The organism is Peribacillus simplex (assembly GCF_900156045.1).
In the GTDB taxonomy this organism is placed as follows: Bacteria; Bacillota; Bacilli; order Bacillales; family DSM-1321; genus Peribacillus; species Peribacillus simplex_D.
This window is the reverse complement of record NZ_FTMX01000002.1, coordinates 596,197-612,330: the sequence shown is the minus strand read 5'-3', so window position 1 is coordinate 612,330 and position 16,134 is coordinate 596,197. Positions and strand designations below refer to the sequence as shown.

Here is a 16,134-nt window from a genome sequence, read left to right as displayed (position 1 = left end):
TAAGATATACCTATACTGAAGATGAGGTGATAATAGTGAAACAAGAAATTCATCCCGATTATCGGCAAGTGGTATTCATGGATACCAACAGTGGGTATAAATTTTTGACAGGCTCCACGAAAACGTCAAATGAAACGATCGAGTGGGAAGACGGCCAAACGTATCCATTATTAAAAGTGGAAGTCAGTTCAGATACGCACCCCTTTTATACTGGAAAGCAAAAGTTTGCTGAAAAAGGCGGACGGGTGGATCGCTTCCTGGATAAATATAATATGAAGAAATGAGAGTCAGGCCATCGGGAAATCGATGGTCTTTTTTTATGAATGATGAAATAAAAAGGGTGCCAAATATGAGGCACCCACTACTTTAATTATTTTGCAGCAATTGCTTCCCCATTGGCAATATTTACGAGGGCCGCATCGAAGTCCTTGATTATATCGTCCGGATTTTCAAGTCCGACAGAGAGGCGGAGCAAGCTGTTCGTGATGCCTCGCTTTTCCCTTTCATCAGCAGGCATGGCAGCATGGGACATTTTGGCCGGGTAGGATAATATGGATTCGACCGCTCCTAGGCTTACGGCAAAAACAGGGAGCTCGACAGTGTTCACGAAGGAACGGAAGACTTCCTCACTTTCCAATTCAAATGATAGGACCGCCCCCGCTCCAAGTGACTGGGCTTTCTGGATGGCGTGCTGTGGATGATCGGAAAGGCCGGGATAATACACTTTTTTCACCAAGGGCTGTTCCTTTAAGTAGGCTGCAATCTTTTCTGCACCTTTTTGGGAGTGCTCCATTCTAACTGACAAGGTTTTCAGGCCTCTCATTACAAGCCAGGCATCCTGGACACCAAGGACCGCTCCAAAGGAGTTTTGGAGGGAACCGAGTTTTGCTGCCAATTCCGGATCTTTCACTACTGCAAGCCCAGCTACCACATCACTATGTCCGGATAAAAACTTCGTTGCGCTATGAAGGACAACATCAGCGCCCAGATTCAGCGGTTTTTGCAATGCCGGCGTCAGGAATGTGTTATCAACAAAACTTAAGGCACCTGCTTTTTTTGCGATATCACATACGGCTTGAATATCGGTCACTTTAAGTAACGGATTTGAAGGCGTCTCGATGTATATGGCCCTGGTATTAGGCTGAACGGCCGCTTTGACGCTTTCAAGGTCCGTCATGTCAACGAAAGTATGCTCAATATTGAAACGCGTCAATACACTAGTGACCATCCTGAACGTTCCGCCATACACATCTTCGGAAATGACGATATGGTCTCCGGCAGACAACAGCAAGAAAGCTGTTGATATGGCAGCCATACCTGATGAGAAGGCAAATCCGTGTGTGCCTTCCTCAAGTTCGGCAATGATATCTTCCAGCGCCTCGCGAGTTGGGTTCCCGCTTCTGCTGTAATCATATTTGCCGAATTGATCGATATCGGATTGATGGAAAGTCGATGCGTGCTGAATGGGGACGCTCACACCGCCCGTTGCCGGATCGAATTTATGTTGATTATGAAGTAATCTGGTTTCAAAGCTAAAATCATGATCTGTCATCGTAGTGCCTCCCTTTTTACATGTGCGAATGCTTGCTGTAAGTCCTGGATCAAATCATCGCTGTCCTCGATACCAACAGAGAAGCGGAGCAGGCGATTACAAACTCCATTTGCGGTTCTGACTTCAAGCGGTATATCGGCGTGCGTTTGTGTAGCAGGATAGGTGATGAAGCTTTCGACCCCTCCAAGGCTTTCTGCAAACGAAATTAATGAGAGCGATTGTAAAAATGGGTTGACCGCCGATTCATCAATGATACGGAATGAAATCATGCCGCCTCTGCCGGGATACAATACGTCCGTGACACAATCATGTTCCGACAAGTAATCTACAAGTATATTGGCATTCTTTTCATGACGCTCCATCCGCAATGCCAATGTTTTCATTCCGCGCATCAACAGCCAAGAATCGAATGGGCTCAAGACAGCTCCAGTACCATTATGATGGAAGGCAAGAGCATCACATAATTCAGCGCCGCTAGCAACGATCAGTCCGGCGAGCACATCATTATGACCACCGAGATACTTGGTTGCGCTGTGAATCACGATATCCGCTCCAAGCAGGATGGGTTGTTGAATAAGAGGCGTGTAAAAAGTGTTATCAACGATTAACAATAAATTATGTTGTTTAGCCAATGCGGCAACGGCGCTAATATCCGTTTGCTGCATAAGAGGGTTAGTGGGAGTTTCGATGAAGATGGCTTTCGTGTGAGGAGTGATGGCTTTTTCGATATCCTCCAAACAACAAGTGTTTACATAGTCACACTGCAACCCCCATTTTTTAAAACCTTGTTCTAACAGACGATATGTACCGCCATAAAGATCTTCGCTGACAATCCATGCATCACCTGATTTAAAAAGGGCGAGGATAGTGGAAATGGCGGCCATTCCTGAACTGCAGGCATAACCTTGGTCGCCTTTTTCCAGATCGGCGATGGAACGCTCCAATAATTGGCGTGTAGGATTACCTGTCCTTGTGTAGTCGAATCCCGTCGATTGGCCAATTCCTTCATGGCGAAATGCTGTTGAAAAGTATACCGGCGGATTGACTGTTCCTGTCGCCGTTTCGCTGCGATTTCCTAATTGAGCAAGATATGTTTCAGTTTTATACATGGTTTTCACTGCTCCTTTGAGTTATATAAAATAAAAAAAGTCTTCTTTAAGAAGAAGACTTTGATTAAGTAGGGACGAGTCATTCTTCTTATCTTCCAAGTTCATAAACTTGTGGAATTAGCACCTTTTCATTGGTTTGAAACAAATGAAGGTTGCTGAGGTGTCATCGGGCCATTCCCTCTACCTCTCTCGATAAGAGTTTAGATTATTCAATTTCTTTTGAATTTACTATATATACAAAATACTGTCAAGGGCATTTTGGGAGGATGATGTTTTGATGTTCATGGCCATGTCAATTGGAGCCTAGCGGTGTCTACACTTTATGTATCAAAAAAGAATATCCGAATTTTCATATAAACATGAATGGCCAAGGATTTTTCAGGAATATGGAAAGGGTCAGCCGGATATTTTTGCTTTAAAATAATAAAGTTTGTACAATGTATGGAGAGAAAGAATAATTCGACATTATTCATTTCATATGCAAAAAGTCTCATTGAATAGTGCAAACATAGGAGGAGAACACATGGAATACAGAATCGAACGAGATACGATGGGTGAAGTGAAAGTTCCTGCTGATAAATATTGGGGAGCACAAACCGAGAGAAGCCGTAACAATTTCAAAATCGGCAACGAAAAAATGCCGATTGAATTAGTTCGTGCATTTGCATACGTTAAACAAGCTGCTGCAAAGGTGAACTATGATCTTGGTGATCTTTCCGAAGTTAAAAAGAATGCCATCGTCAAGATTTGCGGAGAAATCCTTGAAGGTACGCTTGATGAACATTTCCCGCTTGTAGTTTGGCAAACGGGAAGCGGCACGCAAAGTAATATGAACGTGAATGAAGTGGTCGCTAACAAAGGAAATGAATGGTTAAAAGAAAATGGTGAATCGGAAACCCTTCACCCGAATGATGATGTTAACAAGGCACAAAGCTCAAATGATACTTTCCCGACAGCCATGCATATTGCAGCCTTTATGGAAGTCGCTGAAAAATTGGTTCCTGCCATCAAAGCACTTCGTGATACATTCGATACAAAAGAAAAAGAATTTTGGGATGTCGTGAAAATCGGCCGGACACATCTTCAAGATGCTACACCATTAACATTGGGACAAGAAATTTCCGGTTGGAAAGCGATGCTCGATAAAGATTTGGCGATGATTGAGGAAAGCAGCCAAAAATTATTGAACCTTGCTCTAGGCGGAACGGCTGTAGGAACCGGAATCAATACAAAGAAAGAATTCCCGGGACTTTCCGCCAAACAAATTGCAGCGGATACAGGATATCCTTTTGTCACATCTGATAACAAGTTCCATGCTTTGACTAGCCATAACGAAATCGTCTACGCACACGGTGCTTTAAAAGCATTGTCAGCGGATTTAATGAAAATTGCTAACGACGTCAGATGGCTGGCTAGTGGTCCAAGAAGCGGAATCGGCGAAATAGCCATTCCAGAAAACGAGCCAGGCAGCTCCATCATGCCAGGTAAAGTCAATCCAACACAAAGTGAAGCGCTTACCATGATTGCAACACAAATCGTGGGTAACGATGCTACAATTGGCTTTGCAGCAAGCCAGGGTAATTTTGAATTGAATGTATTCAAGCCTGTCATCATCTATAACTTCCTGCAAACGGTAAAATTATTGACGGAAGGCATTCATTCATTCAACAATAATTGTGCGGTGGGCATCACTGCAAATGAAGATAAAATCAAAGAAAATGTGGAACGTTCACTAATGTTGGTAACAGCATTGAACCCGCATATCGGTTATGAAAAAGCAGCCAAAATCGCCAAAACTGCATTCAAGGACAACTCAACATTGAAAGAAGCTGCGTTGAAATTGGATTTCCTGACGGAAGATGAATTCAAAGCATGGGTCGATCCTGCTAACATGGTTAATAAATAATTGAATGGAAGTGCCCTCCCTTTGTATTAGGGAGGGTGTTTCCATGTGTTAAAATAATGAAATCGACAAATACTGAGAGCATAAGTATCGGGAACAGGAGGAAAAACAATGTCTATATGCCCGCTTTGCAACGGTCTAAGAAAAATTCATGTGAAATGCCCGGAATGCGGCAGTGACCTTGAGGATAAAGGGAAATTCATGGATTATGCTGATGATTACAGTGCTTATATGGATATCGACATACTTAAAGAAAACGACGGATACCCTCAATCCCTTCAAAAAGGCCAATGCCCGCATCTCATGAAATGCCCGGAATGCGGACATGATGAAGTGGTATTGGTCCAGGAATGAAGTTACCCATATTGTGAATAAAGTGTAAAAAGACCCATTGTGAATGGGTCTTAGTTTTAGAAAAAAGGGGTTCGGATTAAAAAATTCTGCCCCTTTTGAAATTTCATTTAAATTTTAGCCTAAAGTTAGTGATCAAACAGGTCTGTATCTTAAAAGCGACGTTCATAATTTTTCCCGAATGTTGAGAAATGAGGCACTTTATCATGAAACCAAAGCCTAAGTACCAACGGTAAGCCATATTTGTTTCAACTTCTTCAATTGTTTTACGCATTGAATGAATACCGAATCTATATTAATGCAATGGCAGCCTCAATTTTACCAACCAAATCGTTCGCATGCACCAGCTGATCTAAAGTAATCATTTCAAGTTGATCTTGCTTTGTTTAGAAAGCATGCTCGTCCTCAAGTTTTAATAAAATTCTACTTTAAAACAATAAAGAATTTAGGCAGAAGGGTTCTATCTAAAAGTTAAAACAAAGTTGATTGGAGCGTAAGGTGCGAGACTCCTGCGTGAAAAACGAGTCCAGGGGAGACCCCGCAGGCGCAAAGGCGCCGAGGAGGCTCCCGGACCGCCCGCGGAAAGCGAGTGCCTGAAGTGGAAATCAACATTCAAATCTCACAAACCCCTAAAAAAAACTGTAGACCCATTATGAATGGGTCTTTTTTACGTTTAATTGGCAGATAACTTCATGCTTTCCTGCATCTGTTCATCTTCTTCAACTAAAATGCGATGTTCAGTCCCTTTATCAAAAAAGTGTGCTTTATTCATGTCGAGGGCAAGTTCGATGTTTTCGCCTGCCTGGATGATGTTCTTGGCATCGACCCTTGCAACGAAGTCCTGCCCCTCTAATGTGGAGTAGAGCATGATCTCCGCGCCCATGAGTTCGGCTACATCAATTTGGGTTGTGAATGCAGTGTTAGGGGACTCCGTGAAATAAGCTCCTTCATTATGGAAATCCTCCGGACGGATGCCAAGGATTACATCTTTTCCGACATATCCTTGATCACGAAGCATTTTCATCTTCAATTCAGGTATTTCAAGTGTTTGTTCGCCTATTTTAATTATGCCTTCTTTTAATGTTCCAGTAAAGAAGTTCATGGCAGGCGATCCGATAAAGCCGCCGACGAAAACGTTTATCGGTTTCTCATAAACGTCCTTTGGTGCACCGACCTGTTGGATGATACCATCCTTCATTACAACAAGACGTGTCGCCATGGTCATTGCCTCTGTTTGGTCATGCGTGACATATATCGTTGTGGTGTCGAGCCGTTTATGTAATTTAGCGATTTCCGCACGCATTTGAACCCGTAGCTTTGCGTCTAGATTGGATAATGGCTCATCCATCAAGAAAACTTTTGCGTCCCTTACAATTGCCCGGCCAAGTGCCACACGCTGGCGCTGACCACCTGAAAGGGCTTTAGGTTTCCTGTTTAGCAGCTCTTCAAGTCCGAGAATCCTTGCCGCTTCATTGACTCTTTGCTTGATTTCCGCTTTTGGCGTTTTCCTGAGCTTTAATCCGAATGCCATATTGTCATATACGGACATATGAGGATATAAGGCATAGTTCTGGAAAACCATCGCAATATCACGATCTTTAGGGGGGACATCATTGACCCGCTTGCCGTCTATATATAAATCCCCTTGGGAAATGTCTTCCAGTCCTGCAATCATCCTTAATGTCGTCGATTTGCCGCAACCCGATGGTCCCACAAAAACTATGAATTCCTTATCGGCAACACGAAGGTTGAAGTCTTTAACAGCGGTCACCTTTTTATCATAAATCTTGAATATATGATCCAACACTAACTCTGCCATGAAAAATCCCCCTTTTAAACTCCTGATTACTTGTACCAATTAGCTATAGTCTAAGCTATCGGATTTGAAAAAAGTATGGGCACATTGCACAAAAAAGGATGGAATTACCTGTTTGCGTTGAGAATTAATCATTCAGTAAAAGTATCAAGTATGCAGTAAAGGCATGATGGAAGTTTCTAATATCGAGACCAGTCCTTTCAGAGAATTTATCGATTCGGTATTGTAAGCTGTTCCGATGTATATAAAGCTGTTTGGCGGCATAGGTGGCATTTGAATTACATTCGATATACGTTTTAATCGTCTTGATTAGTTCAGTATCCTGCTTGGTCTTGCCAAGAATCTCATTGATATACCACTTTGCATCCTTATCGGATGGATCATTTATTAATGAGTAAGGGATGACGTCTGCCAAATCAGCCACCTTTAGATCTGGCAGATGCACCTGTGCCAAATCAAAACACTTTTTCTCCTGAGCCCAGTGCTGATGAAGGTCTTGATTTATAGGGTGAAAGCGCCCGGCGAACATACGGGTCTTTACATAAAAGTCACTTTCAAGCGTGGAAGAAATGGCGATTAGTTCTTTATTTGATAAAGATTCATCCTCGTCCGTTTCAATTAAGACTCCTGCCGTTTCATTTTCCCAGACAATAGCTGCGTCGGATGGAACGAAAGCGAGGAAGGCTTCTTCAAAATCGGAGTTTGAAAAATCAGCATGAGTCAGCTTGAAATGAAGAAATCGAACATTCTCCCAGCTCGTTAAAGGCAATGGTGCATTCGGTTTGGATAAAAAAGTTTTCCATGATGAGTCTGGATGTGCATTGAGGTTATTTGGGTCAATGGAAGGAGCAAAAAGCAGTTCCAATAAACGGATTTCTTCGGCTGTGATTTCTGAACGGTGAATGCCAAGCATAGTTCTGGAGTCTTCGAACCAAACATAGGCAGAAATTTCATCAGTATCCATTTTATTGTTAAGAGCGTTCGGGAATTTTTGTTTAAGATTTTCAAGCATCATTTCCACCTTCTTTCTCCTTTTCCATATCATTATAGCGAAAAAGAATAAAGTTCAAAAGATTAGGATATTGCTAGTTTTTCCGAGAAGGGAAAACCAAAGAAAAGTTGCAAGTATTATTAATTTCAGGAAAGGGTATTGCGTATGCTTTATGGAATATCGTTAAAGAGGAGGAGATATTATGAACATTTTAATATTGGGTGGTACACGGTTTTTAGGCCGGTATTTAGCAAAAGCCGCGATAGAGAAAGGGCATGATGTCACACTTTTTAACCGTGGAAGCAATCCTTATGTTTTTCCCGAAATAGAACAGTTAAAAGGGGACCGCGACGGGAATCTGGAAATGTTGAAAGGGAGACAGTGGGATGCAGTCATTGACACATCAGGATTTATCCCTCGAACTGTATCGAAATCGTGCAGATTGCTTAATCAAGTTAAACATTATACATATATTTCAAGCATCTCAGTTTATAGTGATCCAACCGAGCCAGGAATTGATGAAAATGGAGTGGTTCATACACTAAATGATGATAAAGCAGAAGAGATCACCCGCGGAACTGCTGGACCGATATACGGTGAATATTATGGACCGTTAAAATCATTAAGCGAAAAAGCAGCTGAAAAAGAACTGCCCGGGAAAATCTTGGCAATCCGTGCCGGGCAAATAGTAGGTCCATATGATTACACTGACCGATTGCCGTACTGGCTTAAAAGAATAGCGGAAGGGGGAGAAATTTTAGCTCCTGGACGCCCTGGACGTCCAATCCAAATTATCGATGCAAGGGACTTGGCTCAATGGATCATCCAAATGATAGAAAAAAGCATGACAGGTACGTATAATGCCGTTGGACCGGATTACACACTGACTATGGGGCAATTACTTGAAGGCTGCAAAAAGGTAACAAAAAGTAATGCTGCCTTTACATGGGTCTCTGAAAAATTTTTGAATGACAATAAAGTAGAGCCGTGGGGAGAAATGCCTTTATGGATACCAGAAAAATTCCCTTTGCCAGGAGGTAAGGAACCTTTGAATGGGTTTTTGGCTGTCGGCAACGATAAAGCCATCAATAATGGACTAACATTCCGTCCCCTATCAGAAACTCTCAAAGATATATGGAATTGGGAAAAGAGCCGTCCGGAATCTGCCGATAGAAAAGCAGGCATCCACAGACAACATGAAAGTGATCTTCTTGGATTATGGAAACAGTTGAAGGAAAAAGATGGTAAAAATCCCATCGTTTTTTAGTCCATGGATGGGCTTGCAAGGTTTTCCATGGCGGCAGCCACTTTTTCCTTAATGAAAGGCCTGTCCCCAATAAAAGGGAAGCAGGCCTCGATTATTTGATCAATTCATCCAGTCTGGTTTCCCGAATCCGGCAAATTTGTCATCGATGACTTTTTCAAACTGGTCGGATTCCACTACTGATTTTATATCCTTAGCAAATTGGGAGTTTACATCTTTTGTATTCACTGTAACAACGTTTCGATACATATCCGGCATTTTTTCTAAAACAAGGGCATCCTTGAGGTCCATTTTTGCTGCAAGAGCGAAATTGCCAGGGACCGCTGATAGGTCAACGCTGTCCGTTGCACGGGGCAATTGAGCGGATTCCAATGGTTTGAGTTGGATGTTTTTTGGATTTTTCGTTACATCCTTTTCAGATATTTTTAAAGGGTCGACATCTGGATCGACTTCAATCAACCCTTCATCCACCAGCACTTTAAGTGCACGTGCGAGGTTAACCGGATCATTGGGCACTGCAAGGGATGTACCGTCTTTAATTTCTTTCAATGATTTATACTTGTTCGAATATATGCCCATTGGTGCTGTTGGAACTATGATAAGGTCGGAAAGCTTTAAATCATTTTCTTTAGCGAAGTTATCCATGTACACTTTATGCTGGAAGAGGTTGGCGTCGATCGAATGATTGCCAAGGGACTTATTTGGCTGGATATAGTCGGTGAATTCGACGATCTCTATTTTGTAACCGAGATCTTCCAGACCTGGTTTGATGGCCTCTTTAACCATATCGGCGTAGGGCCCGGTAGTCGCCCCGATCTTCAATTCTTTTTTGTCTTCAATTTTTTGGGATGCATCATCGCTCCCGCATGCAGCCAAGCCAAGGGCAAGTGCACAGATTGATAATAGCGAAGCTATTTTCTTCATTTGAAATTCCTCCTGAGTAATGAAATGTATTGAATCATTGAAAAATGACTGATTCTATCGTTTGTTAACTATGTATGAGGCTTTGTCACCAACCATTTGAATGATTTGCACAAGGCAGATCAGCACGACGATCGTCGTGATCATGACTGTGTTGTCATAACGGTAATAACCGTACCGGATGGCCAGGTCGCCAATTCCGCCTCCGCCGATTGTCCCTGCCATTGCTGAGTAACCGATAAGTGAAATGGTCGTTAAAGTCAGTCCTTGAATGATACCCGGTTTTGCCTCTGGAAGAAGTACATCCTTAATGATCATCCAAGGAGTGGCACCTACGGCAATTGCAGCTTCAATCACACCTCTGTCTATTTCACGTAATGCCGTTTCAACGATCCTTGCAAAAAAAGGTATTGCTGACACAGACAGGGATACAGAAGCCGCTTTCGGCCCAATCGTCGATCCAGTTAGAAGATCCGTTAAAGGAAGGAGGGCGACCAAGAGAATGATGAACGGGATTGAACGTACAATATTGACTGCGAATCCTAGAGATCGATTCACGATACTATTTTCAAAAAATAAATTCCTTGTTGTCGTGAACAGCAATACCCCAAGCGGTAAACCAATCAGCAGGGCTACTGCAAGGGAAACGCCGACCATATAAATCGTTTCAAGAAAGGCTTTATTAAGATCAGGTAAAATATTGAAGATGGAATCAAGCAGTGACATGTTTTAACACCTCCACAGAACTGGAACGATTTTTAATATATTGCAATGCCGAATGAGTTTGAGCGGCATCGCCTATTAACTCGATGATTAAAATGCCTAAAGGGACATCCTGGATATACTCGATTTTACCGTGTAAAATATTACCCTTTACTGAATGGGATTGGAGAGCATCCGAAAGGATCGACTCACCGGCGGTTTGCCCTTCGAATTGAATTTTAATGATCGTACCTTTACTTTCTTCAATCAAGTGCGGAGGAAGTTCGAAATCCAGCACACTGCCAATGAATTGCCTCGTTAACTCCTGCTTAGGCTGTGAAAATATTTCATAAACGGGACCTTCTTCAATTACACGGCCATCCTGCATGACGGCGACACGGTGGCATAGTTCTTTGACCACTTCCATTTCATGTGTAATCAACACGATGGTGATGCCAAGCTTACTGCTTATCTTTTTCAATAATTGTAAAATCGCTTTTGTAGTTGTTGGATCAAGGGCTGAAGTCGCTTCATCACATAATAGGACAGTGGGGTCATTTGCCAAGGCACGGGCTATGCCTACCCGTTGCTTCTGTCCACCGCTAAGCTGCGCCGGATAGACATCTTTCTTATCACTGAGCCCTACGATTTCCAACAACTCCAATACACGTAACCTGATGTCATCCTTCGATCGATGCGCGGCCTTTAAGGCGAAAGCTACATTTTCATAGACGGTTTTTGAACTGACCAGTGAAAAGTGTTGGAATATCATTCCGATTTTTTGGCGTTGTTTACGAAGCTCTTTACTTGATAAAGAGGTTAAATCAATGCCGTCGATGATGATATTTCCACCTGTCGGACGTTCAAGCAAATTCAAGCAGCGGAGTAATGAGCTTTTTCCAGCTCCACTGTAGCCGACAATTCCATACACTTCGCCAGTTTGAATGGTTAAAGATATGTTATCCACTCCGATAACTCGGTTTTTCTTCGAGACGTATTCCTTTCGGACTGAACGGATTTCAATCATGAGCTTTCCCCCTTAAACATAAAAAAACTGCCTCTATCATTCAGAAAGAGGCAGCGAAATTATATCTCGTCTTATCTTTCAGAATGCAATCATTCTGCAGGAAGTGGCACCGTTCCCTAAGGGAGGTTGCCGGACATCGCAGGGCCTGATCCCTCCGTCACTCTTGATAAGTAAATTATTATTTTAGAATATTTCAAGTTTTTCTAATATAATCTATATTATTTGTAATATTCACCAATGTCAATCGTTTCCGTGATTTTGGGATGATTTTTTGTTAATAAAATTTAGGACGGTTCGTTAAAATGATTCTTGAAAAAAGGGCTATTATGCAATAATCTAGCATTTATGTCCAGGTTAATTATTCCAAAATTCCCTTGTCAAAAAGGTGAAGTGGTAATACATTTATTATAGTAAAGTTAAAAAAAGGAAGATGAAACTATTTCTGTGTAATGATGGGGAGGCAAATGAATGATAGAGATTAACACGATTAATGATGTGGTTTGTGTGAACGGGACTCCTGGCGGGAATAAATCGGGGATGAGTGTTTATGTCTTTTTAACGGATGGCCTATTGATAGATACTGGCGCACAGATTTTATTGGAAGAGCTTATTCCATTCTATGAGTCCGCAAACTTCGACTCAGTGGCCCTGACTCACTATCATGAAGACCATACCGGGGGCGCTGCATGGATACAGGAACATAAAAAGGTCCCGCTTTTCATTCACCCGATGTCGGTTGAGGTTTGTGCAAAGGATGCTGTATATCCTGAATATCGTAAAATTTTCTGGGGAAAGAGGGACGCCTTTAAAGCTGAGCCGGTAGGAAAGGCCATTCATTCACGCACCCAGACTTGGGAGCCGATTTTTACCCCTGGTCATGCAAAGGACCATATGGTGTATTTGAATCACAATAATGGCATGCTCTTTTCAGGAGACCTTTTCGTAACACCAAAAACAAAGCTTGTCTTACGGGAAGAGTCCGTCCCGGTCATCATCGATTCCATAAAAAGATTACTTCAATATGACTTCGGTGAAGTGTTTTGCTGCCATGCTGGGCATGTCCCTGATGGGAAGGACATGTTTCGGAAAAAGCTAGATTATTTGGAAAACCTTCAAGGTGAAATTTTACGCTTACATTCTCAAGGGCTGACCGTTCATGAAATCCAGCAGGTCGTTTTACCGAATCAATATCCTCTTATCGAGATATCTGGGCATGAATGGGATTCAGAGCATATCATTACATCGATATTAAATGAAAATATTTTAAGTGCGAGGGAGAATGGAACTACTTGAATGTTATCCGTTAGGGGGGAATGCAGTGCAAGCGGGAGATGAACGGGATAAGTAATAAAGGAGAGCTCTCCATAAGAGAGCCCACATAATTTATTTATTTATTTATTTATTTTCGTTGGGATCTGTTTCATCATAAAAGTCATGTGCTTCTTCGATGTTCTGAAGGTTAGCTACTTCATACACATTTCCGCCCGCCATTCCTTCATTGATGATACGGTCGATATCCAGGTAAACGGAGTCCTTGCCATCATATTCGGTATCCTTCAAAAATGTCATTTTTTCTTTATCCAAAATTAATCCCTCCTAGCCTTTTCTTTAGTTTAGGCAAAGGAGTTTTTTTTATTCTGTTTAGGGATTTCATGAATGTAAAGAGGGTTCATTCATATACATGGAAGATCATTAAATCATGTATCATGCTTTTGAGTTTGGTTTCATCTGTTTCGGAAGGCGGGTTGGCTGTCCACTCGATGGATCCATCTTTATGATACAAGGCTTGGACTGCCTGCTTGTTGAAATAAAAGGAAATTCTCCATCCTGGCAGATTTTTATGCAATGGTGCCCATTGAAAATGAGTGATCATATGTATTACCTCCATATATACAGTTTCTCATTTAAGTATAATGGAAAACGGCAGCTGGAGGTGTTATTTTATTGTCAGGTTGGGAAAAGTTAATTCAATGAAAAGATTTTTTAAATGCAAAAGCCTGTTTGTTTCAATTTCCACCTCATCGAATTGCATGGGCTTTGAGTTCACTTCATATATGAAGAGCGAGCCCGATTCGTCTTCACCTATATCAATGGAAAACTCTCCGAGAAATCCAATTTTTTTCGATAGTATCTCTCCGCATTTTTGGGCGATATTCGCTAATTTTTGATTCAGGCTTCTTGATTGCAGGTCTTGATAAGGAAAAAGCTTACCCCCTCGGGGAGTGTGGGTGGTGATTTCCTGAGTTTGTGACATCCTTACCGCTTTGCCGGTCACTTTATAAAAACCTTTTTCATAATGGACGAGAATCCGGTAATCATAACGATGTCCAAAAAGTTTTTTTGGTCTGATCGCCTGTTGAGCAAGATAGCTCCTTTTTAATAAATCCCTTTTTTTTGTTTCCCAGAATGATGCGAAATCCGGGAAAGGCTCACTATGCTTCAAGCTATTGAACAATAGTGTATCATCATCATTTTTGATTATGGTATAAATGCCCTTCCCTTGGCTTCCTTTGCAGGGTTTAAGGTATATATGCCTGTAGGTCTCCAGGAATGCATAAAGGCAATCGCTGTTTCGTAAGACCGCTGTGGGCGGAAGGTGTTTTGTGAGGAATCCATCTTCATTTAATGCTTCGAACATTACATATTTATCTATAAAACAGGGGTTGAATAGATTCATTCGGTAATCTTTAAAGTGTGTGATAAGATGTTGGAATTCCTCTGACGCCTCATAGCTCCTAGAGGGGATACGGTTATAGACGATGTCAGGGAAGGGTACTTTACATTCGATCCACTTGTTTGAAATGGAGGAAAAAACATACCCTCTCAACGAATCGGGATGAAGGGCATTTCCTGTGAATACATATGCCAATATTCCATGTTTTAATAAATATAATGATAGGTCCCGAAAAAGGGTCAGGTTTCCACCCAAACCTGATTCCTTTTTGGGATTGGATACAGTTAAAATTCCGATGGTGAGCATCCGGTTACCCGGATATATCGTGATTGGAATTAGGGGTTGATTCGAATGTTCCTTTTTATAGCTGATTTCCTCTTCGGCAGAGCCTGCGATAAGTTCAGCATTCTCATGATTGTGGTACCAATTTTCAGTGGGGCTATCGTAAAAAATGTTCATCGCGGCACACTGATTGATTTCGTGATCGTCTGTTCCGTAAGATAAATGGCATAATCAAGGCTTAGTTTTCTGGTCAGCAATTCGAAATCCTTGAGTTTTGGATGGGCGAATATGGAACGTCCAGGTTTGGAATTGGCTTCAAACATCCAAACCTGCCCTTTTTTATCCAATCCAAAATCAAATCCTATTTCTGCAATGATACCGTCCAAGTTCTTTTCAATACTGTCACTTAAAATCAGCGCGGCTTCCGATAGCTTTCGTTCGACTTCTTTCGCCTCATCGTCATCTCCATACAGTTCGGCAACCGTTTTGATGACACCCCCGCTTTTAATATGGGTCGTGACACTGCCGGCGCCGGCGATTTTTGCGGCAATCGCGGTTACCTGCCATTTTCCATTACTGTCCTTGTTCGTGTGGACCCGGAAATCCACTGGACGTTTTTTAAATCGAATTAATGGGATGCCCTGCTGCACGATAAGATTCTCAAGCGGTCGGTCGTGAAAAATATGTTTAACGATGGATTCCAATGTAGGAAATTTTTGCAGTTTATTTTCTTTTGCTTCATTTGTATAGCGACAATAGTAAACATCCTTATGCTTATCATAAAGAATTTGGTGAATCCCTAGACCGAGGCTGCCGTGAATGGGCTTTATATAAACTTGCCGGTAATGGGAAAGAAGGGTTTCCACCACGGACATGGATTGAAATGGATACGTTTCCGGCAAATAAGGCAGTGCCCGCTCATCTGCGCATAGCCTTTCATTTACATCCCATTTATTGAAAAATCCAGGATTATACCATGGTATGGTATATTTTTTTTGAAATTTCTGCTTCACTTCTTTAGGTCCATCGCGGTTTTCCGTCAACCGATTCGGGAGACGGTCATAGATGACATTAGGAAAAGGAAATTCATTAATGTGCCAGAAATCGTTATCAAACACATAGCCTTTGATTGTCTCCTCATCCCAATTGATTACATTCTCTCCAAAAACAAAGGGGATACAGCCAGTGGTCCTGCTAAGCGAAAGGAGTTTTGCGAAAAATTCCGATCTCTCCCCTAATGGTTTGTTTGAAACGCCAGTGAAGCCTGAGGAAAATATTCCGACAAGCGGTCCGATATGGATGCTCTTGCCGTAAATGAATAAATGAAGGGGAATATCGGTATGATTGAATATTAGTGATTCCGCAAGACTTTCCGATAGGACGATTGACTGTTTGACGTCTGGGTTTTGTTTGGCGATGGCAGGACATGAATGCCGTCCGAAATAAATTAATTCAATCTCTGCCAAATCTCCAAGCTCTGAAGGGTAGTAGAGAACATTGCCAGGGATAGCGGCAATTTCGGCAGGATAAGTCTTTCTCACT

General features: G+C 42.0%; 16 protein-coding genes, 1 pseudogene and 2 riboswitches. Of the genes and pseudogenes, 5 read left to right on the top strand and 12 right to left on the bottom strand.

What is annotated here, in order from left to right:
- Nucleotides 1-35 precede the first annotated feature (35 nt).
- The gene (locus BW986_RS09565) at nucleotides 36-284 is read left to right on the top strand and encodes a type B 50S ribosomal protein L31 (RefSeq protein WP_076367349.1); all 249 of its coding nucleotides are present in this window, start codon (nucleotides 36-38) and stop codon (nucleotides 282-284) included.
- An 86-nt stretch (nucleotides 285-370) separates the two neighbouring features.
- Here the strand turns inward: BW986_RS09565 and metC are convergent, their stop codons facing one another.
- Together metC and BW986_RS09555 are read right to left on the bottom strand one after the other, a co-directional pair.
- On the bottom strand, nucleotides 371-1,552 hold the full coding sequence (gene metC, locus BW986_RS09560; RefSeq protein WP_076367347.1) for a cystathionine beta-lyase: 1,182 nt from the start codon (nucleotides 1,550-1,552) through the stop codon (nucleotides 371-373).
- Nucleotides 1,549-2,661 (bottom strand): methionine biosynthesis PLP-dependent protein, encoded by a 1,113-nt coding sequence (locus BW986_RS09555; protein WP_076367345.1) that lies wholly within the window; start codon nucleotides 2,659-2,661, stop codon nucleotides 1,549-1,551. The genes metC and BW986_RS09555 overlap by 4 nt, the downstream gene beginning before the upstream one ends.
- Nucleotides 2,662-2,746: 85 nt before the next feature.
- Nucleotides 2,747-2,860: riboswitch (SAM riboswitch) on the bottom strand.
- 324 nt (nucleotides 2,861-3,184) lie between these two features.
- Here BW986_RS09555 and fumC point away from each other — a divergent pair.
- The gene (fumC, locus tag BW986_RS09550) at nucleotides 3,185-4,567 is read left to right on the top strand and encodes a class II fumarate hydratase (RefSeq protein ID WP_076367343.1); all 1,383 of its coding nucleotides are present in this window, start codon (nucleotides 3,185-3,187) and stop codon (nucleotides 4,565-4,567) included.
- A gap of 108 nt (nucleotides 4,568-4,675) precedes the next feature.
- Nucleotides 4,676-4,918, top strand: a complete 243-nt coding sequence (locus BW986_RS09545) for a hypothetical protein (RefSeq protein WP_076367341.1) — start codon at nucleotides 4,676-4,678, stop codon at nucleotides 4,916-4,918.
- A 152-nt stretch (nucleotides 4,919-5,070) separates the two neighbouring features.
- On the opposite strand, the pseudogene BW986_RS30640 reads toward BW986_RS09545, so the two are convergent.
- The 3 genes and pseudogenes from BW986_RS30640 to BW986_RS09535 all read right to left on the bottom strand — a co-directional run.
- Nucleotides 5,071-5,210, bottom strand: a pseudogene (locus tag BW986_RS30640) (transposase); the annotation flags it as partial.
- Nucleotides 5,211-5,588: 378 nt separating this feature from the next.
- Nucleotides 5,589-6,734, bottom strand: coding sequence for an ABC transporter ATP-binding protein (locus BW986_RS09540; RefSeq protein WP_076367339.1), 1,146 nt, complete (start codon nucleotides 6,732-6,734; stop codon nucleotides 5,589-5,591).
- 124 nt (nucleotides 6,735-6,858) lie between these two features.
- On the bottom strand, nucleotides 6,859-7,746 hold the full coding sequence (locus BW986_RS09535; RefSeq protein WP_260320831.1) for a PucR family transcriptional regulator: 888 nt from the start codon (nucleotides 7,744-7,746) through the stop codon (nucleotides 6,859-6,861).
- A gap of 178 nt (nucleotides 7,747-7,924) precedes the next feature.
- On the opposite strand from BW986_RS09535, the gene BW986_RS09530 reads away from it, so the two are divergent.
- Nucleotides 7,925-8,989 carry an NAD-dependent epimerase/dehydratase family protein gene (locus BW986_RS09530; RefSeq protein WP_076367335.1) on the top strand — a complete coding sequence of 355 codons (1,065 nt, stop codon included), beginning with the start codon at nucleotides 7,925-7,927 and terminating at the stop codon, nucleotides 8,987-8,989.
- A gap of 99 nt (nucleotides 8,990-9,088) precedes the next feature.
- On the opposite strand, the gene BW986_RS09525 is transcribed toward BW986_RS09530, so the two are convergent.
- The 3 genes from BW986_RS09525 to BW986_RS09515 are packed head-to-tail and all read right to left on the bottom strand — an operon-like array spanning nucleotide 9,089 to nucleotide 11,636.
- A complete protein-coding gene (locus BW986_RS09525) occupies nucleotides 9,089-9,910 on the bottom strand; it encodes a MetQ/NlpA family ABC transporter substrate-binding protein (RefSeq protein WP_076367333.1) in 822 nt (273 codons plus the stop codon).
- A gap of 54 nt (nucleotides 9,911-9,964) precedes the next feature.
- Entirely contained in the window at nucleotides 9,965-10,633 is a 669-nt protein-coding gene (locus BW986_RS09520) for a methionine ABC transporter permease (protein ID WP_076367331.1), read from the bottom strand.
- Nucleotides 10,620-11,636 (bottom strand): methionine ABC transporter ATP-binding protein, encoded by a 1,017-nt coding sequence (locus BW986_RS09515; RefSeq protein ID WP_076367329.1) that lies wholly within the window; start codon nucleotides 11,634-11,636, stop codon nucleotides 10,620-10,622. Before BW986_RS09515 ends, BW986_RS09520 begins: the two co-directional genes overlap by 14 nt.
- A 68-nt stretch (nucleotides 11,637-11,704) precedes the next feature.
- Nucleotides 11,705-11,809: riboswitch (SAM riboswitch) on the bottom strand.
- Nucleotides 11,810-12,104: 295 nt separating this feature from the next.
- Here BW986_RS09515 and BW986_RS09510 point away from each other — a divergent pair.
- Entirely contained in the window at nucleotides 12,105-12,929 is an 825-nt protein-coding gene (locus BW986_RS09510) for an MBL fold metallo-hydrolase (protein ID WP_076367327.1), read from the top strand.
- A gap of 102 nt (nucleotides 12,930-13,031) precedes the next feature.
- Here BW986_RS09510 and BW986_RS09505 read toward each other — a convergent pair whose 3' ends face one another.
- The 4 genes from BW986_RS09505 to BW986_RS09490 form a co-directional block, all read right to left on the bottom strand.
- A complete protein-coding gene (locus BW986_RS09505; protein ID WP_076367325.1) occupies nucleotides 13,032-13,220 on the bottom strand; it encodes a hypothetical protein in 189 nt (62 codons plus the stop codon).
- An 85-nt stretch (nucleotides 13,221-13,305) separates the two neighbouring features.
- Nucleotides 13,306-13,509, bottom strand: coding sequence for a YheE family protein (locus BW986_RS09500; RefSeq protein WP_076367323.1), 204 nt, complete (start codon nucleotides 13,507-13,509; stop codon nucleotides 13,306-13,308).
- A gap of 63 nt (nucleotides 13,510-13,572) precedes the next feature.
- On the bottom strand, nucleotides 13,573-14,769 hold the full coding sequence (locus tag BW986_RS09495) for a YheC/YheD family endospore coat-associated protein (protein WP_076367321.1): 1,197 nt from the start codon (nucleotides 14,767-14,769) through the stop codon (nucleotides 13,573-13,575).
- Nucleotides 14,766-16,133 (bottom strand): YheC/YheD family endospore coat-associated protein, encoded by a 1,368-nt coding sequence (locus tag BW986_RS09490; RefSeq protein WP_076367319.1) that lies wholly within the window; start codon nucleotides 16,131-16,133, stop codon nucleotides 14,766-14,768. The genes BW986_RS09495 and BW986_RS09490 overlap by 4 nt, the downstream gene beginning before the upstream one ends.
- Nucleotide 16,134 lies beyond the last annotated feature (1 nt).